13 protein-coding genes are annotated in these 12,954 nt (G+C 70.0%); 5 read left to right on the forward strand and 8 right to left on the reverse strand.

The annotated features are described in order from the left end of the window. Window positions 1–40 precede the first annotated feature (40 nt). Window positions 41–1,084, forward strand: a complete 1,044-nt coding sequence (locus ACYQZ5_RS09240) for an alpha/beta fold hydrolase (RefSeq protein ID WP_379732398.1) — start codon at window positions 41–43, stop codon at window positions 1,082–1,084. A gap of 522 nt (window positions 1,085–1,606) precedes the next feature. Here ACYQZ5_RS09240 and ACYQZ5_RS09245 read toward each other — a convergent pair. Beyond that, complete coding sequence (locus ACYQZ5_RS09245; RefSeq protein WP_379733081.1) at window positions 1,607–1,981, reverse strand: Zn-ribbon domain-containing OB-fold protein; 375 nt, start codon at window positions 1,979–1,981, stop codon at window positions 1,607–1,609. Then, window positions 1,978–3,156, reverse strand: a complete 1,179-nt coding sequence (locus ACYQZ5_RS09250) for a thiolase C-terminal domain-containing protein (RefSeq protein WP_459845936.1) — start codon at window positions 3,154–3,156, stop codon at window positions 1,978–1,980. The genes ACYQZ5_RS09245 and ACYQZ5_RS09250 overlap by 4 nt, the downstream gene beginning before the upstream one ends. 99 nt (window positions 3,157–3,255) lie before the next feature. Here ACYQZ5_RS09250 and ACYQZ5_RS09255 point away from each other — a divergent pair, with 99 nt between their 5' ends. Next, window positions 3,256–4,449, forward strand: coding sequence for a pyridoxal-phosphate dependent enzyme (locus ACYQZ5_RS09255; RefSeq protein WP_459845939.1), 1,194 nt, complete (start codon window positions 3,256–3,258; stop codon window positions 4,447–4,449). A gap of 32 nt (window positions 4,450–4,481) precedes the next feature. Here the strand turns inward: ACYQZ5_RS09255 and ACYQZ5_RS09260 are convergent, their stop codons facing one another. Then, entirely contained in the window at window positions 4,482–4,790 is a 309-nt protein-coding gene (locus ACYQZ5_RS09260; protein WP_379732447.1) for a hypothetical protein, read from the reverse strand. Window positions 4,791–4,941: 151 nt separating this feature from the next. Here ACYQZ5_RS09260 and ACYQZ5_RS09265 point away from each other — a divergent pair, with 151 nt between their 5' ends. Next, window positions 4,942–5,934, forward strand: coding sequence for an NAD-dependent epimerase/dehydratase family protein (locus ACYQZ5_RS09265; protein WP_379732446.1), 993 nt, complete (start codon window positions 4,942–4,944; stop codon window positions 5,932–5,934). Between the two features lie 12 nt (window positions 5,935–5,946). On the opposite strand, the gene ACYQZ5_RS09270 is transcribed toward ACYQZ5_RS09265, so the two are convergent. Together ACYQZ5_RS09270 and ACYQZ5_RS09275 are read right to left on the reverse strand one after the other, a co-directional pair. After that, window positions 5,947–7,176: an outer membrane protein assembly factor BamB family protein gene (locus ACYQZ5_RS09270; RefSeq protein ID WP_459845943.1), complete on the reverse strand. Its 1,230-nt coding sequence runs from the start codon at window positions 7,174–7,176 to the stop codon at window positions 5,947–5,949. 60 nt (window positions 7,177–7,236) lie between these two features. After that, the gene (locus tag ACYQZ5_RS09275) at window positions 7,237–7,932 is read right to left on the reverse strand and encodes an HD domain-containing protein (RefSeq protein WP_379732415.1); all 696 of its coding nucleotides are present in this window, start codon (window positions 7,930–7,932) and stop codon (window positions 7,237–7,239) included. 198 nt (window positions 7,933–8,130) lie between these two features. Between ACYQZ5_RS09275 and ACYQZ5_RS09280 the strand changes: the two genes are divergently transcribed. Then, entirely contained in the window at window positions 8,131–8,883 is a 753-nt protein-coding gene (locus ACYQZ5_RS09280) for an alanine--tRNA ligase-related protein (protein ID WP_379732416.1), read from the forward strand. Window positions 8,884–8,926: 43 nt separating this feature from the next. Here the strand turns inward: ACYQZ5_RS09280 and ACYQZ5_RS09285 are convergent, their stop codons facing one another. The 3 genes from ACYQZ5_RS09285 to ACYQZ5_RS09295 are packed head-to-tail and all read right to left on the reverse strand — an operon-like array spanning window position 8,927 to window position 12,425. Next, window positions 8,927–10,288 carry an NAD-dependent succinate-semialdehyde dehydrogenase gene (locus ACYQZ5_RS09285; RefSeq protein ID WP_459845945.1) on the reverse strand — a complete coding sequence of 454 codons (1,362 nt, stop codon included), beginning with the start codon at window positions 10,286–10,288 and terminating at the stop codon, window positions 8,927–8,929. Between the two features lie 19 nt (window positions 10,289–10,307). After that, complete coding sequence (locus ACYQZ5_RS09290) at window positions 10,308–11,621, reverse strand: hydroxyacid-oxoacid transhydrogenase (protein WP_379731277.1); 1,314 nt, start codon at window positions 11,619–11,621, stop codon at window positions 10,308–10,310. Continuing rightward, window positions 11,622–12,425, reverse strand: a complete 804-nt coding sequence (locus ACYQZ5_RS09295) for an N-acyl homoserine lactonase family protein (protein WP_379731278.1) — start codon at window positions 12,423–12,425, stop codon at window positions 11,622–11,624. It lies immediately after the preceding gene. Window positions 12,426–12,570: 145 nt separating this feature from the next. On the opposite strand from ACYQZ5_RS09295, the gene ACYQZ5_RS09300 reads away from it, so the two are divergent. After that, window positions 12,571–12,948, forward strand: coding sequence for a DoxX family protein (locus ACYQZ5_RS09300; protein ID WP_379731279.1), 378 nt, complete (start codon window positions 12,571–12,573; stop codon window positions 12,946–12,948). Window positions 12,949–12,954: the final 6 nt, after the last annotated feature.

Genomic DNA, 12,954 nt, shown 5'->3' on the forward strand with positions numbered 1-12,954 from the left:
ACTGTGGAGTTAAGCCGCCGGGACTCCTAACCGAGACTGAATGAACCTCCGACGCGCCCTCAGCTACGTGACCCTCGGTATCGGCGCCGCCGCGGCCGGGAACGCCCTCCTCCGGCGCGACGCCGGCGACCTCCCGCCCGCACTGGACGGGATGCAGCGCACCTACCGCTGGCGCGGGATGAACGTCGCCTACACCGAGGCCGGCGACCCGGACGACCCGGACCTCGTGCTACTGCACGGGCTCAACGCCGCCGGATCCTCGGGCGAGTGGCGCGGCGTGTTCGACGAACTGGCCGAGGAGTACCACGTGATCGCACCGGACCTCCCGGGCTACGGGCGCTCGGACCGGCCGCCGATTCGCTACTCCGCGACGCTGTACGAGGCGTTCGTCGAGGCGTTCCTCGGGGAGTTCGGCGACGAGGACGGTCCCACGGTGATGGCCTCCTCGCTCTCGGCGTCCTACGCCGTCGCGGCCGCTCGAACGGTCCCCGTCTCGCGGTTCGTGCTCGTCTGTCCGACGACGACGACCGGGCCGGGCGGCGGGACGTGGGTGCGCGAACTGGTCCGGGCGCCGCTGGTGGGCGAGGCGCTGTTCAACACCGTGAGTTCGAAGCCGGCGATCGAGTACTTCAACGCCGACCACGGCTACGCCGACCCGGACGGTCCCGACGAGGAGTGGGCCGAGTACGAGTGGCGGACCGCCCACCAAGAGAACGCCCGGTTCGCGCCGGCGGCGTTCCTCGCGGGCGATCTCGACACCGAACTCGACCTCGGGGGCACGCTCGCGGATCTCGACGTGCCCACGACGATCGTCTGGGGGCGGGAGACGGAACTGACGCCGGTGTCGCAGGGCGAGGAACTCGCACGCGCCGCGGGCGCGGAACTGCTCGTGTTCGACCGCGCGAAGCTCCTGCCCCACGTCGAGCGCGCTGATGCGTTCCTCCGGTACGTGCTGGAGGGCGAGCTTCCTGACGACTACTCGGTGATCCGAGAGTACGATCCGAGTGAGGAGGAAGATGAAGGGACGGACGAAGAGGACGAGACTGAGGAAACGGACGAAGGCGACGAGTCCGACGAGGAGTAATCGCGTCGTCGTTCAGGTTCGTTAGCGGCGTGGGTTCTCTTTTGGTTCAGTCGTTCGGTGACTGTGACGGCAACAGCAGCTCGTTCGTAGACCACTTGTAACCGCAGTGCGCCGGACACGAGGTCCGGCGCAGTCCCGAGTCCCCACCCCTCCCCGCGGGCCGGCGACCGGTGCCGGCCCGCGGCGTCCACCGCCACCGCACCGCAGCCGGCGGTGGCGCGCGAGGGACGAGCGACCGTAGGGAGCGAGTCGGCTGGGGAGGAAGCGAGGCGGGAAAACTCGCCGAAGGCGAGGCAAACCGCCTCGAAGCGAGCGGCGAACGGAGTGAGCCGCGAGCAGTGTGGGCTGTGTGGGGCGGTTGCGGTTACAAGTGGTCTAGCACCGAGATGCTGTCGAGAGTGCTGTCTCAGTTGCCAACGATCGAACTGCAGTTACTGTCCCAAACACCAACGATCGAGCCAACGTCGCCCTTACGACCGATCTATCACGCAAACAAAACGTCACACTATCCCCAAATACCGATCAGACCGGGCGCAGCACCAGCACGTCCGCGCCCGTCGTCTCGCTCGCACCCACGTCGACCGCTACCTCGTCGCCGACGCCGACGTTCCCCGGTTCGGCGTCGACGACGATCCCCGTCACCCGCGCGGGACCGAAGTCGACGACCGCGGTGTCGTACGGCGCGTCGGCCTCGAACGCCGGCGCCGGGACGTGGACGGTCGTGATCGTCTCGACCGTCCCCGTCTCCGGCAGCGCTTCCTCGCTGAACTCGGTCGAGCCACAGTCCGGGCAGACCCGCCGGGGCGGGAGTAGCCCGTGGCCGTTCTCGCACTCGAGGTAGTAGCCGTCGTCGGCGACGAACGCGTGCAGCCACTCGTCGAACCCCGCGTCGCTCATTCTGCCACCTCCAGCACGTGCACGACCGCGGACGCGACCGTCCCACCCGCGTTGTGGGTGACGCCGACCTCGGCATCCTCGACCGCGTCGCTGTTGGGGTGGTCACCCCGGAGCAGTCTGGTCATCTCCGCGATCTGTGAGCCGCCGGTCGCGCCGACGGGATGGCCCTTGGCCTTCAGCCCGCCGGAGAGGTTCACGGGGGTCTCGCCGTCGGCACGAGTCTCGCCACGGCGGGCGGCGCCGAGGCCCTCGCCGGGTTCGTACAGCCCCAGCGACTCGATCGCGAGCACCTCCGCGATCGTGAAGCAGTCGTGGACCTCCGCGACGTCCACGTCGTCGGCGTCGATCCCCGCCTCGCCGTAGGCCATCGCGGCCGCGTCGTCCGCCGCGGGCGTGCGGGCGAGGTGGTCGCGGTCCTGCAGCGCCATGCGGTCGGTCCCCTGTCCGGTGCCGACGACGGCCACGTCGGCCGACACGTCGTGTTCGGCGGCGTACTCCTCGCTCACGAGCAAAATTGCGGAGGCGCCGTCGGTGATCGGACAGCAGTCGAACAGCCCCAGCGGTTCGGCGACCGGCGGGGCGTCCAGCGCCTCCTGCACCGAGAGCTCGCGCTGGTACTGGGCGTACTCGTTGGGGATCGCGTTGTCGTGGTTCTTCGAGGCGACGTTCGCGAGGTCGGTCTTGAGTTCGTCCTCGTCGACGCCGAACGCCTCGCCGTAGGCAGTCGCCATCAGCGCGTACGCCGCGGGGAACGTGACGCCGGCGCGGACCTCGAACAGTTCGTCGGCGGCGATGGCCAGCGCCTCCGTCGCCTCCGCGGTGTCTTGGTTGGTCATGCGCTCGACGCCGCCGGCGAGTACCACGTCCGCCTCGCCGGAGCGGACGGTCCGGACCGCCTCGCGGACGGCGACGCCCGCGGAGGCACACGCCTCCTCGTAGCGCGTCGCCGGGCAGTCGAGCCCGGCGGCCTCGGCCAGCAGCGGCGCCATGTGGCCCTGCCCCTCCGAGAGCGAGCCGGCGAAGTTGCCGACGTTGAGCTGTTCCACGTCGTCCAACGGGACGCCGGCGTCGGCCCGCGCGTTCAGCGCGGCCTCGGCGAACAGGTCGCGGCCGGTCCGTTCGGGGTGGGAGCCGAAGTGGGTGAGTCCCACGCCAGCCACGCGCACACCAGTCATGCCTCGGCGTTGGAGCGGTTCGGCTAAAGGCCTGCCGGAGTCGCCGAGCGGCGGCGACGTTCCGGCAGTTCCTTCCCGACGCCGTTCGTTCCCCCGGCCATGTTCAGCGACGCGTTCGTCGGACTCGCCTGCACCGACTGCGACGCCAGCCTCGAGGTCGACGACGCAGACCCAGAATCGATCGCCGGCGCCGGCCCGTGTCCGGAGTGTGGCGCGCCGCGCGTGCCGGAGTACGACCTCGACCGCGTGGAAACCGAGGCGGTCCGCACCGGTCTGCGGGCGTGGGATCGCGACGCCGTGCTCCCGTTCCCGGCCGAATCCGCGCTCTCGGCCGCGGAGGGCGGCACCCCGAGCGTCGACGCCCCCAGAGTCGCCGACGAACTCGGCCTCGCGGGCGTCGAGATCAAAGACGAGGCGCGCAACCCCACGGGGTCGGTGCTGGACCGCGGCCTCTCCGCGGCCGTGACCGCCGCCGACGCCGCCGGCGCGGATCTCGTCGCCTGCGCGTCGCCGGGCAACGCCGGCCAGTCGATGGCGGCCTACGCCGGGCAGGTCGACCTCCGCTCGTACGCGTTCGTGCCGACGCGCTCGCCGTTCTCGAACAAGGCGATGGTGAACGTCCACGGCGGCGAGATGAAGGTCGTCCCCGGGCGGCTCGGCGACGCCGTCGACGCGCTCGCCGAGGAACTCCAGTCGGAGTACGTCGATCTGGGCGCGTTCGCCTCGCCGTTCCGCCACGACGGGCTGAAGACGGTCGCCTACGAACTGCTCGCGGATCGCGGCTGGGAGACGCCGGACGCCGTCGTGCTCCCCGCGGGAACGGGCGAACTGGTCGTCGGCGTCGTCGACGGCCTGCAAGAGTGTCGGGAACTCGGCCTGATCGACGAACTACCGACGGTGTACGCGGTGCAGGCGGCCGGCTGCGCGCCGATCGCGGCGGCGTGGGAGGCGGGAACGATCGCGACCGAGCCGTGGGAGACGCCGGACACGATCGTCGGCGAACTCGAAGTCGCGGACCCGCCGGGCGGCGACCTCGCGCTCGCCGCGCTCGAGGAGGTCGACGGCGAGGCGCTGACCGTCGAGGACGCCGACGCGCTGGAGAGCGCGGTCGCGGTGGCGTCGACGGAGACGGTCGAGGTGGGGCTGGCCGGCGGCGTCGCCGCGGCGGGGCTGTGGGCGCTCGCCGAGGACGGCACGCTCGGCGAGGACGACGAGGCGGTCGTCCTGAACACCGAGGCGGCGACGAAGGCGCCGGACGTGCTCAGGAGCCACCTGATGGGACAGGGCGTCTGAGCCGGCGGGACCTCCGATCGGGCGGGACCTCTTCAGGTGTGCAAGTCCCAGTCGGCGTCGGACACCTCGACGCGGGCGGCCTCCTCGCCATCGACGACCGCCCGGAACGCGAACGTGTGGCCGTCCCTGTCGAGTCGGACGTCGACGCTGCCGGCCTCGACCGTGAACTCCTCCTCGATGCGGTCCGGTCGGTCGTCCTCGCGGTCGGTGCGGACGCCGTAGTCCCCGTAGCTGAACTGTCTGGCCGTCTCGACGAACCCGTCCTCGTCGAGGACGTCGACGTCGACGGCGTCGTGGTTGCTGGCCTCCCGGACGACCAGCGTGTACGTGTTTCCGCTCATGAATCTGTTGTTCGGTAGCACGAACCAAGAAAACGGCGACGGTCGTCGGTTCGAAGCGACTGAGGCCAGTGGGGGTGACCGCCCCGCCGAACCGAGCGAACGAATGGCCGGCTTCCGGGACGCTTTCCTTTCCCCCCACCAACGCCGACGCATGTCCGACACCGCGCTCGTGATCGGCGGCACCCGGTTCGTCGGCCGCCACACCGTTGAGGAACTGCTCGATCACGGCTACCACGTCACGATCTTCAACCGCGGCAACCACGACAACCCCTTCGCCGACCGCGAGGGCGTCGACCACGTCGAGGGCGACCGGCGGGACGACACCGACCTCAAAGCTGCCAAACTCTCCGTCGAGCCAGACATCGTGATCGACTGCGTCGCGTACTACCCCGCGGACGTGGCGATCGCGACCGACGTGTTCGCGGACGTGGACGGCTACGTCTACATCTCCTCGGGCGACGCCTACGGCGCGGAGGAGATCCCCAAACGCGAGGACTCGACGCCGATGCGGCCCTGCACCGAGGAGCAGGCCGTCGACGACTCCGGGGACACCTACGGCAACCGCAAGGCCGAGGGCGACCGGGAGATCGTCGCGGCCGCCGAAGAGGGCGTGAACGCGATGTCCGTCCGGCCCTGCATCGTCTACGGGCCGTACGACTACACCGAGCGGATGGACTACTGGCTCGACCGCGTCGACACCCACGACCGCGTGGTCGTCCCCGGCGACGGGCAGAACCTCTGGCATCGCGCGTACGTCGAGGACGTGGCCAGCGCGCTCCGGATCGTCGCCGAAGAGGGCGAGCCCGGGGAGTTCTACAACGTCGGCGACCGCCGGGCGGTCACCTTAGAGGAGATGCTCGAACTGATCGCCGACGCGATGGACACCGAGGTCGAGGTCGTCCACGCCGGCGAGCGCGAACTCGCGGCCGCGGGGCTGGCGCCCGAGGACTTCGTGCTCTACCGCGACTACCCGCACCTCCTCGCGACCGAGAAGCTCGCCGACCTCGGCTGGGAGTCGACGCCGCTCGAGGAAGCGATGGCTCGAACCGTCGCGGAACACCGCGACTCCGACCGCGACGGGAGCGAGCACGATCCGGGCCGTGAGAACGAGGAGGCGGTGCTCGACGTGTTGGACACGCTCTGAGCGGCCCGCCCCTCACCGCGGGCGGAACGCTCGGAGCGTCTCCCGGTCGGACGCGAACAGCAGGTCGTCGGCGACGGCCATCGTCGTGCCGATCTCGTCGTTCGGCCGCGACCAGCGTTCGGTCCCGTCCGTCGGGTCGAAGCAGTGGAGCGCGTCCTCGCCGTGGACCAACACCGCCTCGTCGGCGACCACGGGCCGGGCGGTCGGCGTCACGGACACGTCCCACGCCTCGCTGCCGTCGCTGGTCGAGAGCGCGTACAGGCCCGTTTCGTCCCGGCCCGAGACGCCGACGTAGAGGCGGTCCGGGCCGGCGCTCACGTGGTGTTTTCCGGGCGGAACCCCGGTGTCCCAGCTCTGTCCGCCGTCGTCGACGGCTGTCGCCGAGGCGCCGCCGAAGAACGGCTCGGTCGAGTACACCGTCCCGTCGCGGTAGAGCCGTTCCGCCGGGAAGTCGTGCCCCTGATCGGGGTCGGTCAGGCGGTCGCCGTCGTCGGTGGCGAGCCGCCACGCGCGGCCCCCCTCGGTGCCGCTGGGGACGAACACGGTGTCGCGGCTGGCGAACAGCCGGCGCGTCCACGGCTCCGCGATCTCGGTCCGCCAGCGTTCGCTCCCGTCGGCGAGCGCGTCGGCGACGACGGTCGGATTCGCCCCTTCGTCGTCCAGTTGGATCCAGTAGAGGCTGTCGCCGGTCGCGAGAACGCTCACTCGGGGCGGGAGCGCGCTGTCGTCCGTCGAGTCGTCCCGCCCCGGCGTGTCGATCCGCCACTGCTCGGTCCCGTTGGCGCCCAGCGCGACGATGCCCGCGTCCGTCGGCACGTAGAGCGTGCCCGAGACGATCCGGGGGGTGAACGCCGTCTCGCCGACCGACCGCCGCCAGCGCTCCTCGCTGGATCGGGCGTCGAGCGCGACCACGTCGCCGTCGGCCGTCCCGACGTACACCGAGCCGTACGCGACGGTCGGCGCCGAGAGCGCGGCGTCGTCGACGAACCGCCAGAGTTCGCCGACCGCCGCCGTGGGGCCGACGGCGTCGGTGGCGTTGCTGAACCCGGGGTCACAGCCGGGCATCCGCCACGTCGAGTCGACGCTGTCGGGCGGGTCCGGCGCAGGCGAGGCCGAGTCGGTCGGGGCGTCGGTTTCACTCACCGGCGTCGACGCCGTCGGCGTTTCACCGCCGTCGAGACAGCCAGCGACGGCGGCCGTCCCGAGGCTGGCGAGGAGGGCGCGCCGCGAGTGTGGGGACATCGACGGCGCGTTCGCTCGCCGCGGGTAAGTGCTTTCTCCGTTCGAGAGCGCGTGTCCCGCTCAGAACTCCATCTCCCGGCTCTCCGCGCTGATGCCGGCGACCTCCTCCTCCAGCCACTCGCGGAACCACTTCACGCGCTTGAGCCGCTGGTGACCGATCGACTCGGCGGTGTCGCTCTCGACGCGGTCGCAGTGCTCCTGCCCGCGTTCGAGCACGCGGTCGACCATCTCCGCGGCGTCCATGTGCGTACGGGCCTCGTACCCCATCCGGAGGAGCATGAGGACGGTGCCGTTGGCGCCGACCTTGTCCAGCACGTCGCCCTCGATCAGACACTGCGTCTCGAGGGAGACGTCCGAGAGCGGCCCCTGGTAGGAGTGGTCCGCGACGACGTTGCAGACCTCGTCGATGAAGGAGTCGGGGAACTCGCCCCGGCTCTGGAGGTACTCGCGGGCCACGCGGGCGCCGGCCTCGGCGTGCCGGTCCTGTTCGGCCTCGAGCTTGGCCACGTCGTGGAACACGGCGGCGACGCGGACGACGTGGACGTTCGCGCCCTCCGCCGACGCGATCTCGCTCGCGATCTCGACGACGTTGCGGATGTGGTTGAAGCGGTACTCCGCGGAGTGCCACGGGTACCAGCGCATCCGCCCACCGTCGTCCTCGCTCTCGACGCTGGCGGCGAGGTAGTCGTGGACGAACTCCTCCATCGCGGCGAACTCCTCGGCGGAGACGGGCGCGTCCCTTATCTCGACGCCCATGCTGGTCCCCCGGGTTCGGTCGTACGACGTTCGTGTTTCATTACCAGAGAGGACGGCCGTTTCGCTCTTAGTCGTTGCGGGACGGGCAAACACGCCGTCTCGTGGATTCCCGACGCCGTCTGCCACCGACGCCGACCCGCAGTCGTGGCCGCCCCCGCGGTCCGAACCGTTAGGTAGCCCGAGGTGCTTCCGGGCCACATGACCGAGCAACTCTACCTCGAGGACTCCACCGTCGACGCCTTCGAGGCGACCGTCGAACGGACCGTCAGCGACGACCGCGTCGTGCTCGACCGGACCCACTTCTACCCCGAGGGCGGGGGTCAGCCCGCCGACCACGGTACGATCAGCACCGAAGACGGCCGCGAGTGGCGCGTCGTCGACGTACAGAAACACGACGGGATCCACCACTACCTCGAACCGGGCGACGGCGTCGCCGACGAGGAACTCCCGGCGGCCGGCTCGACGGTCACTGGCGAACTCGACTGGGAGCGCCGGTACAGCCACATGCGCTACCACACGGCTCAGCATCTGCTGTCGGCGCTGCTGCTGAACGAGTACGACGCCGAGACGACCGGGAACCAAGTCCGGGCGCACAAGGCGACGCTCGACTGCGCCTACGAGCGCTTCCACGACGACGAGCTCGAACACGTCGAGGACCGGATGAACGAACTCGTCGAGCAGGCTCGCCCCGTCGATTGGTACGTGCTGGACCGCGACACCGCCGAGGAAGAGCTCGACCCCGAACGGACGCGGCTCTCGCTGCTGCCGGACTCGATCACCGAGATCCGGATCGTCGAGATCGGCGGCACCGACGACGGGGACGAGCCGTTCGACCGCACCGCCTGTGCGGGCACCCACGTCGAGAACACCGAGGAGATCGGCGAGGTGACCGTGACTGGCCGGGAGACGAAAGGAAGCGACGAGGAACGGATCACGTTCGAACTCGACTGAGGGGACAGGCGGGAGAGCCGCCCCACTGACTTCCCCGAGCCGACTACTCCACCCAGAGCGTCTTTCGGTTGACGAACTCCTTGATCCCGGCCTCGGAGAGCTCGCGGCCGTAGCCGGAGATCCCGACGCCGCCGAAGGGGACGCGCGGGTCGGACTTCACCAACTGGTTCACGTACGTACAGCCGGCGTCGATCTGCCGGGCGACGCGCCGGCCGCGCTCGCGGTCCTCAGTCCAGACGCTCGCGCCGAGGCCGAACTCGGTGTCGTTGGCCTTCTCGATCGCCGCGTCCTCGTCGTCGACCTCGAAGACGGCCGCGACGGGGCCGAACAGCTCCTCGCTATCGGCGGGGCAGCCCTCGGGCACGTCCGCGAGCACCGTCGGCTCGTAGAACGCGCCCTCACGGTCCATCGGCCCGCCGCCGGTCAGCACGGTCGCGCCGGCGTCGACGGACTGCTGTACCTGCTCGTGGAGGTCGGCCATCAGGTCCGGGCTGGCCTGCGGGCCAACCTCGGTGTCCTCGTCGGTCGGGTCGCCCACCGTGAGCGACTCCACCTCGTCGACGAGTCGATCCACGAACGCGTCGTACACGTCGGTGTGGACGACGAACCGCTTGGCGGCGATGCAGGACTGGCCGCCGTTGAGGTTGCGCGCCCACGCCCCTGTCTCGGCCGCCTCGTCGAGGTCGGCGTCGTCGAGCACGACGAACGGGTCGCTGCCGCCGAGTTCGAGCACCGTCTTCTTCAGGTTCTCGCCGGCCGTCGCCGCGACCGCGCGCCCGGCCGGGCCGCTGCCCGTGAGCGTCGCCGCGCGCACGCGGTCGTCCGCGAGCACGTCGTCCACGCTGTCGGAGTCGATCAGCAGGGTCTGGAACACCCCCTCCGGGTAGCCCGCCTGACGGAACACGTCCTCGATCGCCTCGGCACAGCCCGGGACGTTCGAGGCGTGTTTCAGCAGACCGACGTTGCCGGCGGTGAGGTACGGCGCGGCGAAGCGGAACACCTGCCAGAACGGGAAGTTCCACGGCATCACCGCCAGAACCGGCCCGAGCGGCTCGTAGACGGTCTGTACGTCCGCCCCGGGCGGGCTGGGGTGGCCGTCGGGCTGGAGGTAGGCGCTGGCGTGCTCGGCGTAGTGGTCACAGACCCACGCGCACTTCTCGACCTCCGAAATTGCCTGCGAGATGGGCTTGCCCATCTCCTCGGTCATCAGCTCCGCGTAGTCGCGCTTGTTCTCCCGGAGCACGTCGGCGGCGTCGGCGAGCAGTTCCTCGCGCTCGCGGATCGGTCGGTCGCGCCAGTCGTCGAACGCCTCGTCGGCGCGGGTCAGCGCGTCCTCGACGTCCGCGGCCGAGTCCGGTTCGTAGGTCGCGATGCGTTCGCCCGTCGCGGGGTTGATCGCGTCCATGGCTGTGTGTACTGGCTCGTCACTCCTCCCAGTTGTGCAGCGCGTCGCGGAACACGTCCGCCACGTCCTCCTTCGTCACCGGCCGGGGGTTACACCGCAGCAGCCGTTCCTGCGTGTCGACGGTCTGCTGGGCCAGCCAGTCCACGTCGTCTTCGGTGATCCCTGCGAGTTCGTTGAGGCCGCTCGGCAGGACGTTCAGGTCTTTCTGGAGCTGGATGTACTCCTGCTTGAGCGCGTCGGCGGCCGCGCGGTCGGTCATCCCCGCGGTGTCGACGCCGAAGATCTCCGCGACCTCGGCGAACCGGCCGGGGTCGCTCGCTGAGTTGTAGTCGATGGTGCTCGCGGGGGTGAGCACGGCGATCGTCTCGCCGTGGTACGTGTGGTACTTGTTGCCGACCGGATACGCCATCGCGTGACAGAGACTCGCGCCGGCGGTGAGCCCGGAGATGGCGCCGAACAGCGCCCCCAGCAGCATGTCCTCGCGGGCGTCGAGGTCGTCGCCGTTGTGGACGGCGGTGCGGACGCTGCCGGAGAGCAGCCGGATCGCCTTCTCGGAGAACATCTCGGTCAGCGGCGTCCGGCCGGCGTAGACGGGGCGCTCGGCCGGGTCGCTGGCGCGCAGCAGCGAGTCGTACTCGTGGGTGGTGTACCCCTCGATCGCGTGGCCGAGCGCGTCCATCGCCGTCCGGGCGGTGAGCTCCGGGGGGAGCGTCGTCGTCAGCGTCGGGTCGAGCACGGCGGCGTCGGCCCGGACGTGGTTGCTCGAGATAGCCTCCTTGATCTCCTTTTCGGGCACCGAGAGGATCGCGACCGGCGATATCTCGGCGCCGGTGCCGGCCGTCGTCGGGAGCAGCACCAGCGGCGGCCCGGACTCGGTGAGGCGCTGGCCCTCACCCGTCGGCTCGGCGATGTAGTCGAGCGGGCTGCCGCCGTTTGCGATGATCGCCCGGGTCGCCTTCGCGGTGTCCATACAGCTCCCGCCGCCGAGGCCGACGTAGAAGTCGTAGCCATCGTCGGTGTTGTCTCGAACGAACGAGAGGCAGTCCTCGATTGCCCCGATCGAGGGCTCGCGTTCGCTGTCGGCGTAGAGATCCACGTCGAGGCCGTCGTCCTCGAGGTGGGCGACGACGCGGTCGGCGTGGCCGGCGTCGGCGATCCCCTCGTCGGTGATGACGAGACCGCGGGCCGCCCCTTCGACGCCGAGGTCGCGCAGTTGGAACGCGAGTTCGTCGGTCGCGTCCCGGCCGAACCGGATCTCCGGCATGTCGATGTGCCAGACCGTCTCCGGGGAGAGCTCGCGGCTGTCCGCGGAAACCGAACGCTGGTAGCTCATTCAGGACCACCCCGACCGGATCCCCTCGAACTGCTCGGGGTCGTGGCCGTACACCACCTCGGCGTCGTGGTAGCGTTCGAGCTCCTTCAGCGTCTGGAGGCTCTCGAACCACTCCTGGTTCCCCCAGAGCAGACCGGCGCCCAGCGGCACCTCGTCCTCGTAGTTCACGTCCTGGTAGATCTCGTCGCCCGAGAACACGAGCGTCCCGTGGTCGTCGAGGTGGATCATCGTCCCCATCAGCCCTGGGGTGTGGCCGGGGAGCCGGATGAACTCCACGTCCTCGAAGTGGCTCTCGCGGTCCTGGTGGATGATCTGCCAGTTCAGATCGTGGTCGAAGTCCTCGAGGATGTACGCGCTACTGCCCTTGTCGGTCTTCTCGGAGTAGTACGCGAACTTGAGCTCCTTCTCGTGGACGTACACCGGCACGTCCGTGCCGTCGAAGTGGTGCAGCCCGCCGGCGTGGTCCAGATGGAGGTGCGTCTGGAACACGGCGTCGATGTCGTCGAGGCTGTACCCCGCGTCCGCGAGGTCGCCCTCGAGCGTGTGCTCCCGCACGTCGTGGGGGTAGAACGCCTGCTTCAGCCCCTCGGGCCAGTGGCCGTCGAGGGCGTCCTCGTGGTTGCCCGTGTCCCACAGGATCGTCGCCTCGGGGTGGTCGATGACGAGGTTCCACACCGGGATCTCCTCGTAGTCGGTGTCGGGGTTGGGCTCGTCGTGGCTCCCGAGCGTGTTCCCCTGTATCAGATAGTTGAGATCACACTTCAGCCCGCCGCGGTGGATCACGTCGATGGTAGCGTCTACCATACGTTCGGCGTTTTGTCGTCAAATAGAATGAACGTTCGGAAATGCATCACGGCTTACCGTTTTCGGCACCAGCCCCGCGAATCCACGCCGGAGCGCCGTCGTCGCGGCAGCCACGCTTTTCCCCGTTCCGTCGAAACGGCCACGCATGACCGACGACGACCGATCGCTCTCGCGGCTGGGTCGCATCGCGCTCGGGCTCGGCCTCGCGCTGCAGGCGAGTGAGGACTTCCGGGACATGGAGGACAGCGTCGAGTACGCCGAGTCCGCGGGCGTGCCGATGCCCGAGACGATGGCGCCGCTTGGCTCCGGGACGATGCTGTTCGGGGGGCTGGGGATCGCCCTCTGGCGGTTCCCGCGGCTCGCGACGGGCGCGGCCGCGACGTTCCTCGCGGTGGTGACGCCGACGATGCACGACTTCTGGACCGAGGAGGACGGCAGCGGCGAGCGGCTCGCCTTCTTCGGCAACCTCGCGATGCTCGGGGGCGTGCTCGTGTTCCTGCGGGAGGCGTGGCGACGGGACTGAGCCCGA

The sequence above is a fragment of the Halolamina salina genome, assembly GCF_054653455.1.

Bases quoted from the DNA above. Each gene is read 5' to 3' on its own strand.
- ACYQZ5_RS09240 (WP_379732398.1), top strand. From the start codon at position 41: ATGAACCTCCGACGCGCCCTCAGCTACGTGACCCTCGGTATCGGCGCC.
- ACYQZ5_RS09245 (WP_379733081.1), bottom strand. From the start codon at position 1,981: ATGAGCGACGCGGGGTTCGACGAGTGGCTGCACGCGTTCGTCGCCGAC.
- ACYQZ5_RS09250 (WP_459845936.1), bottom strand. From the start codon at position 3,156: ATGACTGGTGTGCGCGTGGCTGGCGTGGGACTCACCCACTTCGGCTCC.
- ACYQZ5_RS09255 (WP_459845939.1), top strand. From the start codon at position 3,256: ATGTTCAGCGACGCGTTCGTCGGACTCGCCTGCACCGACTGCGACGCC.
- ACYQZ5_RS09260 (WP_379732447.1), bottom strand. From the start codon at position 4,790: ATGAGCGGAAACACGTACACGCTGGTCGTCCGGGAGGCCAGCAACCAC.
- ACYQZ5_RS09265 (WP_379732446.1), top strand. From the start codon at position 4,942: ATGTCCGACACCGCGCTCGTGATCGGCGGCACCCGGTTCGTCGGCCGC.
- ACYQZ5_RS09270 (WP_459845943.1), bottom strand. From the start codon at position 7,176: ATGTCCCCACACTCGCGGCGCGCCCTCCTCGCCAGCCTCGGGACGGCC.
- ACYQZ5_RS09275 (WP_379732415.1), bottom strand. From the start codon at position 7,932: ATGGGCGTCGAGATAAGGGACGCGCCCGTCTCCGCCGAGGAGTTCGCC.
- ACYQZ5_RS09280 (WP_379732416.1), top strand. From the start codon at position 8,131: ATGACCGAGCAACTCTACCTCGAGGACTCCACCGTCGACGCCTTCGAG.
- ACYQZ5_RS09285 (WP_459845945.1), bottom strand. From the start codon at position 10,288: ATGGACGCGATCAACCCCGCGACGGGCGAACGCATCGCGACCTACGAA.
- ACYQZ5_RS09290 (WP_379731277.1), bottom strand. From the start codon at position 11,621: ATGAGCTACCAGCGTTCGGTTTCCGCGGACAGCCGCGAGCTCTCCCCG.
- ACYQZ5_RS09295 (WP_379731278.1), bottom strand. From the start codon at position 12,425: ATGGTAGACGCTACCATCGACGTGATCCACCGCGGCGGGCTGAAGTGT.
- ACYQZ5_RS09300 (WP_379731279.1), top strand. From the start codon at position 12,571: ATGACCGACGACGACCGATCGCTCTCGCGGCTGGGTCGCATCGCGCTC.